This is a genomic window from Miniimonas sp. S16, from assembly GCF_057748195.1.
On the sequence record NZ_CM173242.1, the window covers coordinates 202068 to 219374 of the forward strand.

The window sequence follows — 17307 nt, forward strand, 5'->3', positions numbered from 1 at the left end:
AGGCCTGCGACGCACGGGACGCACCGGACGCCCCGGACCCGGCGAACGTGCCGGACCCGGCGCTCACGCGATCACCTCGGCAAGGGCCGCGGGGTCCCCCCCGGTCACGACGGCGTGCCGCGCCGCGTCGAACTCCTGCAGCGAGCGCACCCCGAACGGCCCGCGCCGCACGGCCTCGATCGCGAGGACGGCGACGGCGAACTGCTGGATCGTCGTGACGATCGGCTTGTCGACGGCGGTCGTCGCCGTGCGGATGTCGTACCCGTCCGCGCGCGCTCCCTGGCCGTTGGGGGTGTTCACCACCATGTCGACCTCTCCGGAGGTGATGAGGTCGAGGATGGTGGGCTCGCCGTCGGGCCCCGCACCGTCGGACGCCTTGCGCACCACGCGCGAGTCGATCCCGTAGCGGCGCAGCACGTCGGCCGTGCCGGTGGTCGCGAGGATCTCGAAGCCGAGCTCCTGCAGCCGCGCGACGGGGAACACGATCGAGCGCTTGTCGCGATCGGCGACCGAGACGAACACCGTGCCGGACGTGGGCAGGCCGCCGTAGGCGGCGGACTGGGACTTCGCGAACGCGAGCGGCACGTCGGCGTCGAAGCCCATGACCTCACCCGTCGAGCGCATCTCCGGGCCGAGGACGGTGTCCACCACGGTCCCCTCGGCGGTGCGGAACCGCTTGAAGGGCAGCACGGCCTCCTTGACCGCGATGGGCGAGTCGGGGGGCAGCTGCGCGCCGTCGACGGCGGGCAGGACACCGCGCTCGCGCAGCGACGCGATCGACTCCCCCGCCATGACGAGCGCCGCGGCACGCGCGAGCGGCACGCCCGTCGCCTTGGCGACGAACGGCACCGTGCGCGAGGCCCGCGGGTTCGCCTCGAGGACGTAGAGGATGTCGCTGGACAGCGCGTACTGCACGTTGAGCAGGCCGCGCACCCCGACCCCGCGCGCGATCGCCTCGGTGGAGGCCTTGATCCGCTCGATCTCGCGCCGCGAGATCGTCACCGACGGCAGGACGCAGGCGGAGTCGCCGGAGTGGATACCGGCCTCCTCGATGTGCTCCATGATCCCGCCGAGGAACATCTCCTCGCCGTCGAACAGGGCGTCAACGTCGATCTCGATCGCCTCGTCGAGGAACCGGTCGATGAGCACCGGGGAGGCGAACACCTCGGCGCCCTCGCCCGAGACCGGGGTGGAGCGGCGCACGTAGTCCGCGAGCTGGTCGGCGTCGTAGACGATCTCCATGCCACGCCCACCCAGCACGTAGCTGGGCCGCACGAGCACGGGGTAGCCCACGCCCTCGGCCACCTCGAGCGCCTGCGCGAGCGTGGTGGCCGTGCCGAACGCGGGCGCCGGCAGGCCGGCCGAGACGAGCACCCCGCCGAACACCCCGCGGTCCTCGGCGGCGTCGATCGCCTCGGGCGGCGTGCCCCAGATGGGCAGGCCGGCCGCGGCGAGGTCGGCGGCGAGCGCGAGCGGCGTCTGGCCGCCGAGCTGCACGATCACGCCCGCGACGGGTCCGACGGCGAGCTCGGCGTGGTAGACCTCGAGCACATCCTCGAGCGTGAGCGGCTCGAAGTAGAGCCGGTCGGCGGTGTCGTAGTCGGTCGAGACCGTCTCGGGGTTGCAGTTGACCATGACGGTCTCGTACTCGCCCTTGAGCGCGAGGGCGGCGTGCACGCACGAGTAGTCGAACTCGATGCCCTGGCCGATCCGGTTCGGACCCGAGCCGAGGATGAGCACCGCGGGCCGCTCGCGCGGCTGCACCTCGGTCTCGACGTCGTACGCGGAGTAGTGGTACGGCGTGCGGGCCGCGAACTCCGCCGCGCACGTGTCGACCGTCTTGTAGACCGGGCGCAGCCCGTAGGCGTGCCGCACCTCGCGGACGGTGGCCTCGGACAGGCCGCGGATCTGCGCGATCTGCGCGTCGGAGAACCCGTGCCGCTTGGCGTGCCGCAGGATCTCCGGGTCGAGCGCCTCGGCGGCCTGCAGCGCCTCGGCGACCTCCTGCAGGAGCACGAGCTGGTCGAGGAACCACGGGTCGATCGCCGTCGCCTCGAAGAGCTGCTCGATGCTCGCACCGCCCCGGATCGCCTGCTGCACCTGGAGCAGGCGGCCCTCGGTGGGCACCCGCGCGGCCTCGAGCAGCGCGAGGGTCTCGGCGCTCGTGGGCCGCGGACCGTTCCAGTGCAGCGCGACGCCCTTCTTGTCGATCGAGCGCAGCGCCTTCTGCAGGGCCTCGGTGAAGTTGCGGCCCATCGCCATCGCCTCGCCGACCGACTTCATCGTGGTGGTCAGCGTGGGGTCGGCGGCCGGGAACTTCTCGAACGCGAACCGCGGCACCTTGACGACGACGTAGTCCAGCGTCGGCTCGAACGAGGCCGGCGTGGAGCCCGTGATGTCGTTGGGGATCTCGTCGAGCGTGTACCCGGTGGCCAGGCGCGCGGCGATCTTGGCGATCGGGAAGCCGGTGGCCTTGGACGCCAGCGCGGAGGAGCGCGAGACGCGGGGGTTCATCTCGATGACGATGATGCGGCCGGTCTCGGGGTGGACGGCGAACTGCACGTTGCAGCCGCCGGTGTCCACGCCGACCTCGCGGATGATCGCGATGCCGACGTTGCGCATCCGCTGGTACTCGCGGTCCGTGAGCGTGAGCGCGGGCGCCACGGTGATCGAGTCACCCGTGTGCACGCCGACCGGGTCGACGTTCTCGATCGAGCAGACCACCACGACGTTGTCCGCGCGGTCGCGCATGAGCTCGAGCTCGTACTCCTTCCAGCCGAGGATCGACTCCTCCAGGAGCACCTCGGTGGTCGGGGAGTAGTGCAGGCCGGCGCCGGCGATGCGCCGCAGCTCCGCCTCGTCGTAGGCGATGCCCGAGCCGAGCCCGCCCATCGTGAAGGACGGGCGCACCACGAGCGGGTAGCCGAGATCCTCGGCGGCCGCGAGGCACTCCTCCATCGTGTGGCAGATCGAGCTGCGTGCGGACTCCGCGCCGCAGCGCTCGACCACGCCCTTGAACTGCTCGCGGTCCTCGGCGAGGTGGATCGCCTCGATGTTCGCGCCGATCAGCTCGACGCCGTGCTCGGCGAGCACGCCGTTCTCGTGCAGCGCGATCGCCGTGTTGAGCGCCGTCTGCCCGCCCAGCGTCGGCAGCAGAGCGTCGGGCTTCTCCTTGGCGATGATCGCGGCGACCACCTCGGGCGTGATCGGCTCGACGTAGGTCGCGTCCGCGAACTCCGGGTCGGTCATGATCGTGGCCGGGTTGGAGTTGACGAGGATGACCCGCAGGCCCTCCTCGCGCAGCACGCGGCACGCCTGGGTCCCGGAGTAGTCGAACTCGGCGGCCTGCCCGATGACGATGGGGCCCGACCCGATCACGAGGACCGAGTGCAGGTCGGAGCGGCGGGGCATCAGGAGTTCTCCTCGGGGGCGGTGGAGCCGTCGGGGGCGGCGGAGTCGTCGGTGGCGTTGGTGGCGATCGCGCCGTGGCTGGTCACCAGCTCGACGAGCCGGTCGAACAGGTAGGCGGCGTCGTGCGGTCCGGCCGCGGCCTCGGGGTGGTACTGCACGGAGAACGCCGGGATGTCCAGGCACTCCAGGCCCTCCACGACGTCGTCGTTGAGGCCCACGTGCGACACGATGACGCGGCCGTAGCGACCGCCGTCGTGCGGGGCGACGGACTCCCGCCCGATCGGCGCGTCGACGGCGAAGCCGTGGTTGTGCGCGGTGATCTCGACCTTGCCGGTGCGCACGTCCTTCACCGGCTGGTTGATGCCCCGGTGGCCGAACGTGAGCTTGTACGTCCCGAACCCGAGTGCGCGCCCGAGGATCTGGTTGCCGAAGCAGATCCCGAAGTACGGGATCCCGGCGTCGAGGACGCCGCGCAGGAGCTCGACGGCGTCGTCCGCGGCCGCCGGGTCGCCGGGGCCGTTGGAGAAGAAGACCGCGTCCGGCTCGTGCGCCTGGATGTCGGCCAGGGTGCTCGTGCTCGGCACGACGACCACACGCAGCCCGCGCTCGGCCATCCGGTGCGGCGTCATGTCCTTGATGCCGAGGTCGACGGCGACGACGGTGCCGACCGGGTCGGTGCCGGCCTCCGGCTCCACGACGTACGAACTCGCCGTGGTCACCTCGTCGGCCAGGTCCGCGCCGACCATCTGCGAGCTCGACCGCACCCGCTCGAGCAGCTCGGCCACGCGGGAGGGGCCGGTGGCCGCGGGCACCGCGTCGCCGGAGAACACGCCCGCGCGCATCGCGCCGGCCGTCCGCAGGTGGCGGGTGAGCGCGCGGGTGTCGAGCTCGCGGATGCCGACGATGCCCTGCGCCTCGAGCTCGGCGTCGAGGGAGCGCTCGCTGCGCCAGCTCGACGCACGGCGCGCGGGGTCGCGCACGACGAAGCCGGACACCCAGATCCGGCCCGACTCCGGGTCCTCGCCGTTGACGCCGGTGTTCCCGACGTGCGGCGCCGTCATCACGACGATCTGCTTGTGATAGCTCGGGTCGGTGAGCGTCTCCTGGTAGCCGGTCATGCCGGTGGAGAACACGATCTCGCCCAGGGTCTCCCCGCGCGCGCCCCACGCACGACCGACGTGCACGGTGCCGTCCTCGAGGACGAGGTAGGCCTCCTCGCTCGTGGCACCGGGCGGGGTCTGGCTCGTGGTGGTGGTCATGCGACGTCCTCCTGGGATCGTGCGGACGAGGGGTCGGGGGCGCCGAGCGAGCCGGGTGAGTCGGGGGCGCCCGGCGCGGTGGCTGCGGTTGGCTCGCCGACCGGCGGCGGCGTGATCGCGTTGATCGCGTCCACGAGCCGTGCGCGGTCGGCCGCGTGCCGCGGGTGGACGCCGGTGTCGAGCACGACGTCGCCGGTGCGCCAGCGCAGCACGACGATCCCGCCGGGCTGGGCGACCTTCCCGGCGATGCCGCGCTCGGTGCGGGCGCCGAGCAGCGCCGCGCGCGGCACGACGACGTCGGGCGCTCCGGTCCGGCGCAGCGTCACGCCGTCGTCGCCCACCTCGGCCACGACCGGGGAACGCACGCCGAGGCCGTCGGCGGCGATCCGCTCGAGCCACTCCCCCGCCGTCGTGCTCGAGACGTAGACGCCTTCGACGGCGAGCGTCACCGGCGCGGTCAGGGCGGCGGCGGGTGCACCGAGCCCCACGGCGGTGCGCCGCACGCGGCGGCGCCAGCCCCACCACATGAGGGCCAGCAGCGCGAGCCCGACGAGGACGAGGAGCGCGACGGCGAGCGGCCGGGTCACCGGTCGGCCTCCGTCAGCACGCCGTCGGCGAGCGTCGCGTGACCGCGCAGGAAGGTCCAGCGCACGGCACCGGGGAGCTCGCGGCCGGCGAACGGGGAGTTGCGGCTCGCCGTCGCCTGCGCGGCCGGGTCGACGACGGTGCGCGCGGCCGGGTCCACGAGCACCAGCGACGCGGGCTCGCCCGCCTCGAGCGGGCGGCCGTGGTCGGTCACGCCGCCGATCGCGGCCGGCGTCACCGAGAGCACGCGGGCGACGTCCGCCCAGCCGAAGGGTCCGTCGTCGACCATCACGTGCTGCACCACCGAGAGCGCCGTCTCCAGGCCGGTCATCCCGAACGCGGCGGCGGACCACTCGCAGTCCTTGTCCTGCGCGGCGTGCGGCGCGTGGTCGGTGGCGACGACGTCGATCGTGCCGTCCGCGAGACCGGCGCGGACCGCCTCGACGTCCTCGGCGGTGCGCAGCGGCGGGTTCACCTTGAACACCGGGTCGTAGGTGCGCGCGAGCTCGTCGGTGAGGAGCAGGTGGTGCGGGGTGGCCTCGGCGGTGACGCGGATGCCGCGCGCCTTGGCCCACCGCACGATCTCGACGCTGCCCGCGGTGGACAGGTGCTGCACGTGCAGCCGGCCGCCGACGTGCTCGGCGAGCAGCACGTCGCGCGCGATGATCGCCTCCTCGGCGACGGCGGGCCAGCCGGCCAGGCCGATCTCGGCCGAGACGGCACCCTCGTGCATCTGCGACCCCTGCGTGAGGCGCGGCTCCTGCGCGTGCTGGGCCACCACGCCGTCGAACGCGCGGGTGTACTCCAGCGCGCGGCGCATGAGCACCGGGTCCCACACGCACTTCCCGTCGTCGGAGAAGACGCGCACGCGCGCGGCGGAGGTCGCCATCGCACCGAGCTCGGCGAGGCGCTCGCCCGCGAGGCCGATCGTCACGGCGCCGACGGGCCGCACGTCGGCGTACCCGGCGTCGCGCCCGAGCCGCCAGACCTGCTCCACGACGCCCGCGGTGTCGGCCACCGGGTCGGTGTTCGCCATGGCGTGCACCGCGGTGAACCCGCCGGCCGCGGCGGCGCGCGTGCCGGAGCGGACGGTCTCGGTGTCCTCGCGGCCGGGCTCGCGCAGGTGGGTGTGCAGGTCGACGAGGCCGGGCAGCGCGACGAGCCCGTCGCCGTCGACCACCACGGCGTCGCGGCCGGCCGCCTCGCGCGCGTCGGCGCCGACGGCGAGGATCACCCCGTCGCCGAGCAGCAGGTCCGTCCGCTCGGCGCCCAGGGGCGCCACGGAGCGCAGGAGGTAGCGGGTCATCGGGTCTCCGTCCGAGTGATGTCGGCGGCGGCCTGGGCGGGGTCCTGCCCGGCGAGCAGCGTGTAGAGCACGGCCATCCGCACCGAGACGCCGTTGGCGACCTGCTCCACGACGGTGGAGCGCGGTGAGTCGGCGGCCTCCGCGGAGATCTCCAGGCCGCGGTTCATCGGGCCGGGGTGCATGACGATCGCGTGCTCGGGCAGCCGGTCCACGCGCGCGCGGTCCAGGCCGTAGCGCCGGGCGTACTCGCGCTCGGAGGGGAAGTAGCCGCTCGTCATCCGCTCGCGCTGGACGCGCAGCATCATGACGGCGTCCGGCGCGCCCGCGGGCGCGCCGCCGTCCACGGCGGTGTCCAGGTCGAACGAGACGTCGCACGTCCAGTCCTCGACGCCCACCGGCAGCAGCGTGGGCGGGGCGACGAGCGTGACCCGGGCCCCGAGGGTGTGCAGGAGCTGCACGTTGGACCGCGCGACGCGCGAGTGCAGCACGTCCCCGACGAGCACCACGTGGCGGCCCTGCAGGTCCCCCGTGCCGTCGGCGAGGTGCCGGCGCAGCGTGAACGCGTCGAGCAGCGCCTGGGTCGGGTGCTGGTGCGTGCCGTCACCGGCGTTGACGACGGGCGTGTCGATCCAGCCGGCGTGCGCGAGGCGGTGCGGCGCGCCGGAGGCCGAGTGTCGCACCACGACGGCGTCGGCCCCGATCGCGCGCAGCGTCTGCGCGGTGTCCTTGAGCGACTCGCCCTTGGACACGCTCGAGCCCTTGGCGGAGAAGTTGATGACGTCCGCCGACAGCCGCTTGGCGGCGGCCTCGAACGAGATCCGGGTGCGGGTGGAGTCCTCGAAGAACAGGTTCACCACGGTGAGGCCGCGCAGCGCGGGCAGCTTCTTGATCTGGCGCGACTGGGTGCGCGCCATCGCCTCGGCGACGTCGAGCAGCCCGACCGCCTCGTCCCGGCTCAGGTCGCCGGCGTCCAGCAGGTGCCTCATCGCGTTCCTCCGATCGCGACGGCGTCGACGCCGTCGATCTCCTCCAGGCGCACCTGCACCCGCTCGGTCACCGCGGTCGGCAGGTTCTTGCCGACGTAGTCCGCGCGCACCGGCAGCTGGCGGTGGCCGCGGTCCACGAGGGCCACGAGCTGGACCGCGCGCGGGCGGCCGAGGTCGGTGAGGGCGTCGAGCGCGGCACGCACGGTCCGCCCGGAGAAGAGCACGTCGTCGACGAGGACGACGACGCGCCCGTCGATGCCGCCGGGCGGCAGCACCGTGGGCGTCAGGGAACGGGTCGGGTGGTGGCGCAGGTCGTCGCGGTAGAGCGTGATGTCCAGCTCGCCGACCGGCACGCGGACCGGTGGCTCGCCGTCGGGCGCCTGGGACCGCTCCTCGGCGAGCCGGATCCGGTCGGCGAGACGTGCGGCGAGGGGGACGCCGCGGCTCGGGATGCCGAGCAGGACGAGCTCGGCGGCGCCGTGGTTGCGCTCGAGGATCTCGTGGGCGATCCGGGTCAGCGCCCGGCCGATCTCGTCGGCCGAGAGCACCACCCGCTCGCCCCGGTCCTCACTGTGGTGGGACTGGGTCATGCTGGCTCGCTCCTTCTCCGCCTCACAGGACGGGGTTAAAGGTGGAGGTTCTCGTGCACCCTACTCCGCGGCGACGGCCTGCCCGGGGGCGTCCCGCAGGGCGGGCGCGAGGCGCTGCAGCTGGCCGAGCAGGCCGTTGACGAAGCCCGGCGACTCGTCGGTGGACAGCTCGGCCGCGAGGTTCGTGGCCTGCTCCACGGCGACGGCGTCGGGCACGTCGTCGTTCCACAGCAGCTCCCACGCGCCGACCCGCAGGATCGCGAGGTCGACGGCGGGCATCCGGTCCAGCGTCCAGGAGTGGGAGTAGGACGCGAGGAGCTCGTCGATCCGCGCGCGGTGCGCCGCGACGCCCTCGACGATCTCCGCCGCGTACGTGCGCATCGGCTTGAGCCCCGAGGGGTCGGCGATGCGCTGCGCGAGCAGCTCGACGACGTCGACGCGGTCACCGGCGCGGCCGCGCTGGTCGGCCTCGAAGAGCAGGTCGACGGCGCGGCGGCGGTCCTTGGAGCGGTCCGGCATGCGCGTCAGGCGCGGCCGAGGTAGTCACCCGTGCGGGTGTCCACCTTGACCTTGGTGCCCTGCTCGATGAAGAGCGGGACCTGGATCTCGTAGCCGGTCTCGATCGTGGCGGGCTTGGTGCCCGCGTTCGAGCGGTCGCCCTGCAGGCCGGGCTCGGTGTAGGTGACCTCGAGCACGACGCTCGCCGGGAGCTCGACGTAGAGCGGGTTGCCCTCGTGCAGCGCCATGATCACGGCCTGGTTCTCCAGGAGGAAGTTCGCGGCGTCGCCCACGGTGGCCTCGGGCACGAAGATCTGCTCGTAGTCGGAGGCGTCCATGAAGACGAAGGAGTCGCCGTCCTTGTACAGGTACTGCATGTCGCGGCGGTCGACGTTCGCCGTCTCGACCTTGAGGCCGGCGTTGAAGGTCTTGTCCACGGTCTTGCCCGACAGCACGTTCTTGAGCTTGGTGCGGACGAACGCCGGGCCCTTGCCGGGCTTGACGTGCTGGAACTCGACGACGCTCCAGAGCTGACCCTCGAGGTTGAGGACCGTGCCGTTCTTCAGGTCGTTGGTCGTTGCCACTTCTCGTCCGTCCTCACGTCGCGGTCGACGCGTGTGCGCGCCGTCTCGATCTCCTGTGGGCGCCCTGCATCAGCGACGACCTGCCGGTCCTCAGCTGGCCACCGGCTGCTCTCCAGCCGGTGACGGGCGCGTGGCCCCGGCCTCGCGGGCCCGGACACAAACCACCTCATCCTACCGGGCGGGCCGCCGCGGCGGCGACGCACGGGCCTCAGGCCAGCTGTGCGAGCCACCACAGCCCGCCCGCGCCGCACGCCACGGCCCAGACGAGCGAGGCGAGCGTGCCGATGATGAACCGCTCCGAGACCGCGGCGCTCAGCTCGGCGGCCTGCTCCTGAGCGGCGCGCTCCTTCGCGGCCTGCTCCTGGGCGGCCTGCTCCTGCGCGGCGCGCGCCTGGGGGTCGGTCGGTGGGTCGCCCTGGACGACCGGCCCCGCCGCGCCCGTACGCGCCGTCGCGGCGCCACGCAGCTCCGGGTAGCGCCCCAGCCCCTTGACGGCGACGACGATCGCGACGCCCTCCGGGTGGCCGAGCAGGACCGACCCGGCGACGGCGAGCCGCTCGAGCACCCCGATCACGAGGCCACCGCGCAGCAGCGACGCCGCCTGTGCGCGCATGCGCCCGCGCTCCGGGGTGAGCCCGAGGACGGCGGGGACGACGATCGCCCCGCCCGCGGACGCGAGCAGGAGCGCGAGGACGACGACGAGCACCACCATGCGCCCATCGAACCAGGCACCTCCGACGCGTGCGCTCGCGCCGGGCCGGGCTGCGCCGGGCCGGGCTGCGCTGAGCCGGGCTGGGCCACACCGGCGCGTGACTGACGGGAGGCGGACGAGAGCATGCGGCGGGCTGCGCGGCCGCGATCGCGACCCGGAAGCCCCGCGCGGGGCCTAGCGGCCGTCGAGTGCGGCCAGCAGGCGCGCCACCACGGGGCGCGCCGCCTGCTCGGTGTCCCACAGCGCCGCGCGGCGATGCTTGCTCACCGCCTGCGGCGAGATCGCCAGCTCGCGCGCCACCTCGACACCCGTCGTCCCCGTGGCGAGGAGGTCGAGCACGCGCCAGGCCGTGTCGCTCCGCGCGGCGACCACGGCGGCGAGCAGGTGGACGAGCGGTTCGACGGCGGCGGCCCCCGCCGGACCCGTGGGCACCTCGCGACCGGCGAGACCCTCGGCGCTCCCGCGCTCCGCGCGCCCCCGGGCGCCCGCAGTCCCCGCGACCCCCGCAGTCCCCGCGACGTCCGCGTCCGGGCCGACACCGCCGCCCGACGGGGCCGCCTCGATCGCGAGCGGGAGCGGCACGGTGCGGCCCTTGGCGCGCTCGACCGCGGCGCGCGCACGCACGAACGCCTCCCCCGCGCTCTCGGGCGCGGTCGACGCCAGTCGTCCGGGCCCGACGCCCACGCCGATGCTCCAGCCGCCGAGGCGGACGAGGCGCAGACACGCCTCGAGCGCCGCAGCCGCATCCTCCGGCACGCCCTGGAGCTCGTCACCCACCGTGCGCACGAACGGCAGGAGCACGGGCACGCCCTCGAGCACGTCGAGCGCCTCCGGCACCCGATCCACGCCGTGGCGACTGCCCTCCTGATCCGCCGTGATGACCAGCATGGCATCAACCCTAGCGGATTGATGTGATGCGATCAACCACCACGGGTTGATCATGCCTGATCAACCGGATGCTGCGTGCAGCACCGTTACAGGTCGACCGCACCCCCGGCCGCGGTCTCGCTCACCTCGGCGTAGGCGGCGGTCAGCAGCGTGGGGTCCGGGCCCTCGATCCGGATCGGACGGCCCACCCCCTCAAGGCCGACGAAGCGGAGCATGTCGCCGCGGGTCTTCTTGTCCCGCCGCATGGCCTCGAGCAGGCGGGGCCACCGGTCGCCCCGGTAGGTGACGGGCAGCCCGAGCGAGGTGAGGATCGCCCGGTGCCGGTCGACCACGTCCTCCGCCAGGCGCCCGGAGAGACGCGCGAGCTCGGCCTCGTAGACCATCCCCACGCTCACCGCCGCGCCGTGCCGCCACTGGTAGCGCTCGACCTGCTCGATCGCGTGCGCGAACGTGTGCCCGTAGTTGAGGATCTCCCGCAGGTCGGCCTCCCGCAGGTCCTGCGACACCACGCGGGCCTTGACCGCCACGGCGCGCTCGACGAGCTCGCGCAGCACCGGCGAGCCCGGCGTCGCGGCCTCGTCCGGTGAGGCCTCCACGAGGTCGAGGATCACCGGGTCCGCGATGAACCCGCACTTCACCACCTCGGCCAGCCCCGCGACGAGGTCGTGCCTCGGCAGCGTCTCGAGCGTCCCGAGATCGGCCAGCACGCCGACCGGCGAGTGGAACGCGCCGACGAGATTCTTGCCCTCGGCCGTGTTGATCCCCGTCTTGCCGCCGACGGCCGCGTCGACCATCGCGAGCAGCGTCGTCGGGACCTGCACCACCCGCACGCCGCGCAGCCAGGTCGCCGCCACGAACCCGGCAAGGTCCGTCGTGGCACCCCCGCCGATGCCGACCACCGCGTCGCTGCGGGTGAACCCGGCCTGCCCGAGGACGCCCCAGCAGAAGGTGGCGACCTGCGCGGTCTTGGCCTCCTCGGCGTCGGGCACCTCGGCGATGTACGCCTCGTAACCGAGCGCGACGAGGTCCTCGCGCACCGCCTCGGCGGTCGCGGCGAGCGCGTGCGGCGCGAGCAGCAGGACGCGCTGCACGCCCTCGCCGAGCAGCGGCGCGAGCTCGCCGAGCAGCCCGTGCCCGATCACGACGTCGTACGTGCGCTCGGCCGTGACCGTGATCCTCGTGGCCGGTCCTGTCATCGCGGGTCCCTCTCCTCCAGCACGCGGACGACGTCCGCGGCGACCTGGGCAGGCGTGCGGTCGTCGGTGTCGACGGCGGCCACCGCCACGGTGTCGTACAGCGCGCGGCGCTCCTGGGCGAGCCGTGCCCACTGTGCGCGCGGGTTGCCGAGGAAGACCGGTCGCGCCGTCGAGAGCCCGAGCCGGGGCGCGGCGTGCGCGAGCGACACCGTCAGCTGGACCAGCGGCAGGCCGACGACGGCGTCGCGCACCTCGGGCGCGGTGAGCGCACCCGAGCCGAGGGCCACGACGACGGGGCTGCTGTCGGGCCCTGCGGTCACCGCCGCGTCCGACTCCTCGGGCGCCACGCCGGAGCCCTCCGGCACCGCACTCTCGCCGTCGCCGTCGCCGCCATCGCCGTCGCCCGGTACCGCACGGCCACCGAGCAGCGCGAGCACGACCTGCGTCTCCGCCGCGCGGAACGCGTCCTCGCCGCGGACCACGAACGCCGTCGCGACGTCGGTGTGGCCGAGCTGCTCGGCCGTCACCCGCTCGGTGTCGACCACGGCGAGCCCGCGGGCCGCGGCCAGCGCGCGCGCGACCGTCGAGGTGCCCGCCCCCGGCGGCCCGACGAGCAGCACGAACGGCGTCATCGCATCGTCGCGGGCACCGCGTCGAGGTAGGCGCGCAGGTTGCGCGCGGACTCCTCGACGCTGTCCCCACCGACCTTCTCCAGCAGCGCCTGCGCGAGCACGAGCGCGACCATCGCCTCCGCGACCACGGCCGCGGGCGGCACCGCGCACACGTCGGAGCGCTGGTGGATCGCCTTGGCGGCCTCCCCCGTCGCGACGTCCACGGTGTCCAGCGCGCGAGGCACCGTCGAGATCGGCTTCATCGCGGCGCGCACACGCAGGACCTCGCCGTTCGTCATGCCACCCTCGAGCCCGCCCGCGCGATTGCTGCGCCGGTGCAGCACGCCGCTGGGGTCCCGCTCGATCTCGTCGTGTGCGGCCGAGCCGCGCCGCCGCGCCGTCGTGAAGCCGTCGCCGACCTCGACGCCCTTCATCGCCTGGATGCCCATGAGCGCGGCGGCGAGCCGGGCATCGAGCCGGCGGTCGGACTGCACGTAGGAGCCGAGGCCCGGCGGCAGGCCGTAGGCCAGTACCTCGACGACGCCGCCGAGGGTGTCGCCGGCCTTCTTGCACTCGTCGATCTCCGCGACCATCGCCGCGGACGTGTTCGCGTCGTGGCAGCGCACGGGGTCGGCGTCCAACGCCGCGACGTCGTCGGGACCCGGCAGGGGTGCGTCGTCGGGGACGGCGACCTCGCCGATCGAGACGACGTGCGAGACGAGCCGGACGCCGGCGACCTGCTCGAGGTAGTGCGCGGCCAGCACGCCGAGCGCCACGCGGGCCGCGGTCTCTCGCGCGCTGGCGCGCTCGAGCACGGGACGCGCCTCGTCGAAGCCGTACTTCGTCATGCCGATGAGGTCGGCGTGCCCGGGTCGCGGTCGCGTGAGCGGGGCGCCGCGGGCGCCGCTGAGGATCGCCGGGTCGACGGGATCGGCGCTCATCACCTGCTCCCACTTGGGCCACTCGGTGTTACCGATCTCGATCGCGACGGGGCCGCCCTGCGAACGCCCGTGCCGCACGCCGCCGAGCAGGGTCACCTCGTCCTGCTCGAAGCTCATCCGTGCGCCGCGGCCGTAGCCGAGGCGCCGACGCGCGAGCGCCTCCTGGATCTCCTGGGTCGTCACGGCGACCCCGGCCGGAAGTCCTTCGAGCATCGCGACGAGCGCCGGACCGTGCGACTCGCCGGCGGTCAACCACCTGAGCATGATCGGCATCCTCCCACGCCGCACCGCGACCCGCCGCGCGTGGCCGGGTGGCGAGACCCGCCGTCGTGCGGGCTCGCACCGATCACGCGAGTCTCAGGGGAACGCTGGGGGGCGTCAGGCGAACCCCGCGGCCACCACCGCGGCGGCGAGCACGAGCACCGGTCCGAACGGCACGGCCGTGCGCGCCGTCACCCGGCGTGCGGCGAGCAGGACGAGCGAGCCCACGCCGCCGACGACGAACGCGAGCAGGAGCATCGCCACCGCCACGATCGCCCCGCCCCACCAGGGCGCGGGTCCGAACCCGGACGCGAGGCCCAGCAGGGCTCCCAGCAGGGCGGCGAGCTTGACGTCCCCGTAGCCCATCCCCGGCGGGTAGGCGAACGCGACGAGGCCGAGCACGAGGTACCCGACCACGGCACCCGCGAGCGCGCCCAGCACGAGCGCGGGGCGCCCGGCGATGAGGGCGCCCACGACAGCGAGCGCGACCCCGACTCCCCCGACCCGCAGGACGAGGACGTCGGGCAGGCGGTGCGCCGCGGCGTCCACCAGCGCCGCCGCACCGGCCGCGACCCAGCCGACGGCGAGCCCCGACCAGGTCGCCGGCGGCAGCTCCTGGGCGTGCGCGGTGAGCACGCTCAGCGCGGCCAGGCCCGCGCACGTGCACGCCACCACGGCGGGCCGCAGGGTCCACGGCTGGCGCTGGTCGTGGGCCGACAGCCGGGCGAGCGTGCGCAGCCACGGCGCGGCGCGCCACCCCGCCGCCCCGGCGAGGAGTGCGACGAGCGCCGCCACCGCCGCAGCGGGCAGGCTCACGGCAGCGCTGCGACCAGCGCCGCGCGCATCGCGTCCACCGGCGCGGGCACGCCCGTCATCAGCCGGACCTGCTCGACCGCCTGGTGCAGCAGCATGAGCCAGCCCGGCGCGACGCAGCCGCCGCAGTCCTCCCACGCCCGCGCGAGCGCCGTGGGCCACGGGTCGTAGATCGCGTCGAGGAGCACCTGGTCCGGCCGCAGCCGAGCCCCGGAGCGGGCCAGCTCGGCGGTCAGCCCGGCCGCGACGGGATCGGCGGCGCCCGCGACCGCGGTCTGCAGCACGATGTCCGCCCCGAGGATGAACCGCGCCGCCTGGTCGAACCGCCGCAGCGTCACGTCGACCCCCATCCGGTGCGCGGCCTGGAGCAGGTCCGCGGCGCGTGCGCTCGAGCGCACGCACACGACCGGCGAGGTGACCCCGAGCTCGGCGAGCGCCGCGAGGCCCGCCGCGGCGGTGCCGCCGGCACCGAGCACGACGGCGGAGGTCGCCGGGTCCGCACCGCGCACCTCGCGCACGGCCTGGGCCACGCCGTGGACGTCCGTGTTCGCGGCCACGACGAGGCGACCGGCACCGGCGCCCTGCAGGACGAGCGTGTTGGCCGCACCGACGGTCGCGGCCAGGGGGTCGGTGACGTCGGCGAGCGCGAGCGCGGCCTTCTTGTGAGGCATCGTCACGGACAACCCGGCCCACTCCGGACCGCAACCCGAGAGCCATGCGGCGAGCTCGCCGTCGGGCACGTCGATCGCGTCGTAGGACCAGCCGTCGAGGCCGAGCGTGCGGTAGGCGGCGCCGTGCAGCACGGGTGACAGGCTGTGCGCCACGGGGTGTCCGACGACGCCGGCCCGCCGCACGGGCGGCGTGTGCGGGCCGGAGCGTCCGGACGTGCCAGGCGCGGCAGGTGCGCCGCGAGTCACCGACTCAGCCCTCGGGGACGGGGCACGTGCTGCCGTTCGCGACGTACTTCTCGTTCCAGGCCCGGAACTGCTCCTGCAGCTGGAGGAACTCGTTGTAGTCGTCGGTGAACGTCGTGACGCCGGAGCACAGGTCGGTGGACACGAAGAACACCCAGTCGCCCTCCTCCGGGTACACCGCGGCCTCCATGAGACGCGAGTCGATCGAGCCGATCGGCGATGGCGGCAGGCCGGAGTTCTTGCGGGTGTTGTACGGGCTCGTGTCGCTGTTGTGCAGCGAGGGGTCCATCGTCTGACCCGGGTTCTGCACCGACCACGCGTAGTCGAGCGTCGAGTCCATGCCCAGCGTGGTGGCTCCCGTCGCGTTGCCCGGGACGAGGCGGTTCTCGATGACGCGGGTGACCTTGGGCCAGTCCTCCTCGAAGAACGCCTCCTTGATCGCGATCGAGCCGATCGTGAGGACCCGCAGGCGGTCCTCGGGGGCAACGCCGAGCTTGTCGAGCTCGCTGATGGTGCGGTCGTACATCTGCTTGAGCACGTCGGCGGCGGTGGAGCCCGGCGGGACCGAGTACGTCGAGGGGTAGAACCACCCCTCCATCGGGTCCAGCACGCCGTCGTTGGTGTTGGGCGGACCGTCGAGCCCGAAGCTCGCGTAGTCGTGCGCGGCCGTGGTGACGTCCTCGACGGGGATGCCGAGGTTGTCCGCGATCCGCGCGTAGATCTGGTCGGCGCGCCAGCCCTCCGGGATGGTGATGCGGCTGTCCACCCGGCGGTTCGGGTCCAGCAGCGCCGAGACGGCGTCGGATGCCTTCATCTCCAGGGCGAGGGAGTACGACCCGGGCTGGATCGACGTGGCGGCCGAGTTCGCGGCGAACGCCGCGGAGAACGCGTCGGTCGTCGCGACCACGCCGGCCGTGGTGAGGATGTCGCCGATCTGAGCGCCGTTGGCCCCCTCGGGGATGTCCACCGTGACCTCGTCGTGGCCGGGACCCGGATAGTCGGTGACCATCGGGGTCGCCTGCGGGTCGGGCGTGACCGACGGCACGATGATCTTCACCGCGAAGAACCCGATCCCCCCCAGGATCGCGATCATCACGACGAAGCTGAAGATCGAGCGCCGACGGCGGCGCGCGACCTCGCGCGCGGACCTGCTGTCGCCGCGTCCGTTGCCCCCCTGGCCGGACGTGCGCCGCTGGCGCCGGCTGGCCCGCTCCTCCTCGTACTCGAGCTCGTCGTGCTCGGGCGAGTCCCCGAAGAGATCCGTCACGGTATCGATTCCTCCACGTCAGCCCCCTGACGTCAGTTCAGTCCCCGGCGGCGTCCCCGTGGAGCGCTCGAGGTCGAGAGCAGCCTGCAGGATCACCACCGCTGCCACCTGGTCGACGACGGACCGCTGGTCTCGGGCCCTGCGGCCCGAGGCGGTCATCGCCCGTTGCGCCGTCGACGTCGAGAATCGCTCGTCCACGAGACGGACGGGGACCGGTGCGACGGCGCGCGCAATCGTCCGAGCGTAACCCCGTGCGAGGCCGGCGGCCGCACGTTCGCGCCCGTCCAGGGAGCGCGGGAGCCCGACCACCACCTCGACGGCGTCGAACTCGCGCACGATCTCCACAACCCGGGCGGACCCATCCTGGCCGGGCGTGCGCCGCACCGTCTCGACCGGGGTCGCGATGAGGCCGTCGGGGTCGCTGCGGGCGACGCCGACGCGCACGCTGCCGACGTCGACACCCACCCGGACCCCGCGACGCACGC

17 protein-coding genes are annotated in these 17307 nt (G+C 74.1%); all 17 read right to left on the minus strand.

The genetic code is table 11. The features are described 5' to 3' along the window. Positions 1-63: 63 nt before the first annotated feature. Complete coding sequence (gene carB, locus AC3AQ1_RS00985; protein WP_108717459.1) at positions 64-3411, minus strand: carbamoyl-phosphate synthase large subunit; 3348 nt, start codon at positions 3409-3411, stop codon at positions 64-66. Beyond that, the gene (carA, locus tag AC3AQ1_RS00990; RefSeq protein WP_108717460.1) at positions 3411-4670 is read right to left on the minus strand and encodes a glutamine-hydrolyzing carbamoyl-phosphate synthase small subunit; all 1260 of its coding nucleotides are present in this window, start codon (positions 4668-4670) and stop codon (positions 3411-3413) included. The genes carB and carA overlap by 1 nt, the downstream gene beginning before the upstream one ends. After that, on the minus strand, positions 4667-5257 hold the full coding sequence (locus AC3AQ1_RS00995) for a PH-like domain-containing protein (RefSeq protein WP_234417629.1): 591 nt from the start codon (positions 5255-5257) through the stop codon (positions 4667-4669). The genes carA and AC3AQ1_RS00995 overlap by 4 nt, the downstream gene beginning before the upstream one ends. Further along, the gene (locus AC3AQ1_RS01000) at positions 5254-6561 is read right to left on the minus strand and encodes a dihydroorotase (protein ID WP_108717461.1); all 1308 of its coding nucleotides are present in this window, start codon (positions 6559-6561) and stop codon (positions 5254-5256) included. The genes AC3AQ1_RS00995 and AC3AQ1_RS01000 overlap by 4 nt, the downstream gene beginning before the upstream one ends. Next, a complete protein-coding gene (locus AC3AQ1_RS01005; protein WP_108717462.1) occupies positions 6558-7547 on the minus strand; it encodes an aspartate carbamoyltransferase catalytic subunit in 990 nt (329 codons plus the stop codon). The genes AC3AQ1_RS01000 and AC3AQ1_RS01005 overlap by 4 nt, the downstream gene beginning before the upstream one ends. Continuing rightward, a complete protein-coding gene (gene pyrR, locus AC3AQ1_RS01010) occupies positions 7544-8137 on the minus strand; it encodes a bifunctional pyr operon transcriptional regulator/uracil phosphoribosyltransferase PyrR (RefSeq protein ID WP_108717463.1) in 594 nt (197 codons plus the stop codon). The genes AC3AQ1_RS01005 and pyrR overlap by 4 nt, the downstream gene beginning before the upstream one ends. A gap of 60 nt (positions 8138-8197) precedes the next feature. Then, entirely contained in the window at positions 8198-8656 is a 459-nt protein-coding gene (nusB, locus tag AC3AQ1_RS01015) for a transcription antitermination factor NusB (RefSeq protein WP_108717464.1), read from the minus strand. Between the two features lie 5 nt (positions 8657-8661). Then, the gene (efp, locus tag AC3AQ1_RS01020) at positions 8662-9219 is read right to left on the minus strand and encodes an elongation factor P (RefSeq protein ID WP_108717465.1); all 558 of its coding nucleotides are present in this window, start codon (positions 9217-9219) and stop codon (positions 8662-8664) included. Between the two features lie 208 nt (positions 9220-9427). Beyond that, complete coding sequence (locus AC3AQ1_RS01025) at positions 9428-9931, minus strand: hypothetical protein (RefSeq protein ID WP_234417631.1); 504 nt, start codon at positions 9929-9931, stop codon at positions 9428-9430. 174 nt (positions 9932-10105) lie between these two features. Continuing rightward, complete coding sequence (locus tag AC3AQ1_RS01030; protein ID WP_108717466.1) at positions 10106-10819, minus strand: helix-turn-helix domain-containing protein; 714 nt, start codon at positions 10817-10819, stop codon at positions 10106-10108. 86 nt (positions 10820-10905) lie between these two features. Next, positions 10906-12015, minus strand: coding sequence for a 3-dehydroquinate synthase (aroB, locus tag AC3AQ1_RS01035; RefSeq protein WP_108717467.1), 1110 nt, complete (start codon positions 12013-12015; stop codon positions 10906-10908). Next, the gene (locus AC3AQ1_RS01040) at positions 12012-12647 is read right to left on the minus strand and encodes a shikimate kinase (RefSeq protein ID WP_108717468.1); all 636 of its coding nucleotides are present in this window, start codon (positions 12645-12647) and stop codon (positions 12012-12014) included. The genes aroB and AC3AQ1_RS01040 overlap by 4 nt, the downstream gene beginning before the upstream one ends. Continuing rightward, complete coding sequence (aroC, locus tag AC3AQ1_RS01045) at positions 12644-13831, minus strand: chorismate synthase (protein ID WP_108717469.1); 1188 nt, start codon at positions 13829-13831, stop codon at positions 12644-12646. The genes AC3AQ1_RS01040 and aroC overlap by 4 nt, the downstream gene beginning before the upstream one ends. 114 nt (positions 13832-13945) lie before the next feature. Beyond that, positions 13946-14644, minus strand: a complete 699-nt coding sequence (locus AC3AQ1_RS01050) for a prepilin peptidase (protein WP_159096324.1) — start codon at positions 14642-14644, stop codon at positions 13946-13948. Beyond that, complete coding sequence (locus tag AC3AQ1_RS01055; RefSeq protein WP_234417633.1) at positions 14641-15465, minus strand: shikimate dehydrogenase; 825 nt, start codon at positions 15463-15465, stop codon at positions 14641-14643. Before AC3AQ1_RS01055 ends, AC3AQ1_RS01050 begins: the two co-directional genes overlap by 4 nt. A 97-nt stretch (positions 15466-15562) precedes the next feature. Next, a complete protein-coding gene (gene mltG / locus AC3AQ1_RS01060) occupies positions 15563-16822 on the minus strand; it encodes an endolytic transglycosylase MltG (RefSeq protein WP_108717472.1) in 1260 nt (419 codons plus the stop codon). 18 nt (positions 16823-16840) lie between these two features. Continuing rightward, the gene (gene ruvX, locus AC3AQ1_RS01065) at positions 16841-17305 is read right to left on the minus strand and encodes a Holliday junction resolvase RuvX (protein WP_180359680.1); all 465 of its coding nucleotides are present in this window, start codon (positions 17303-17305) and stop codon (positions 16841-16843) included. Between the last annotated feature and the right edge of the window lie 2 nt (positions 17306-17307).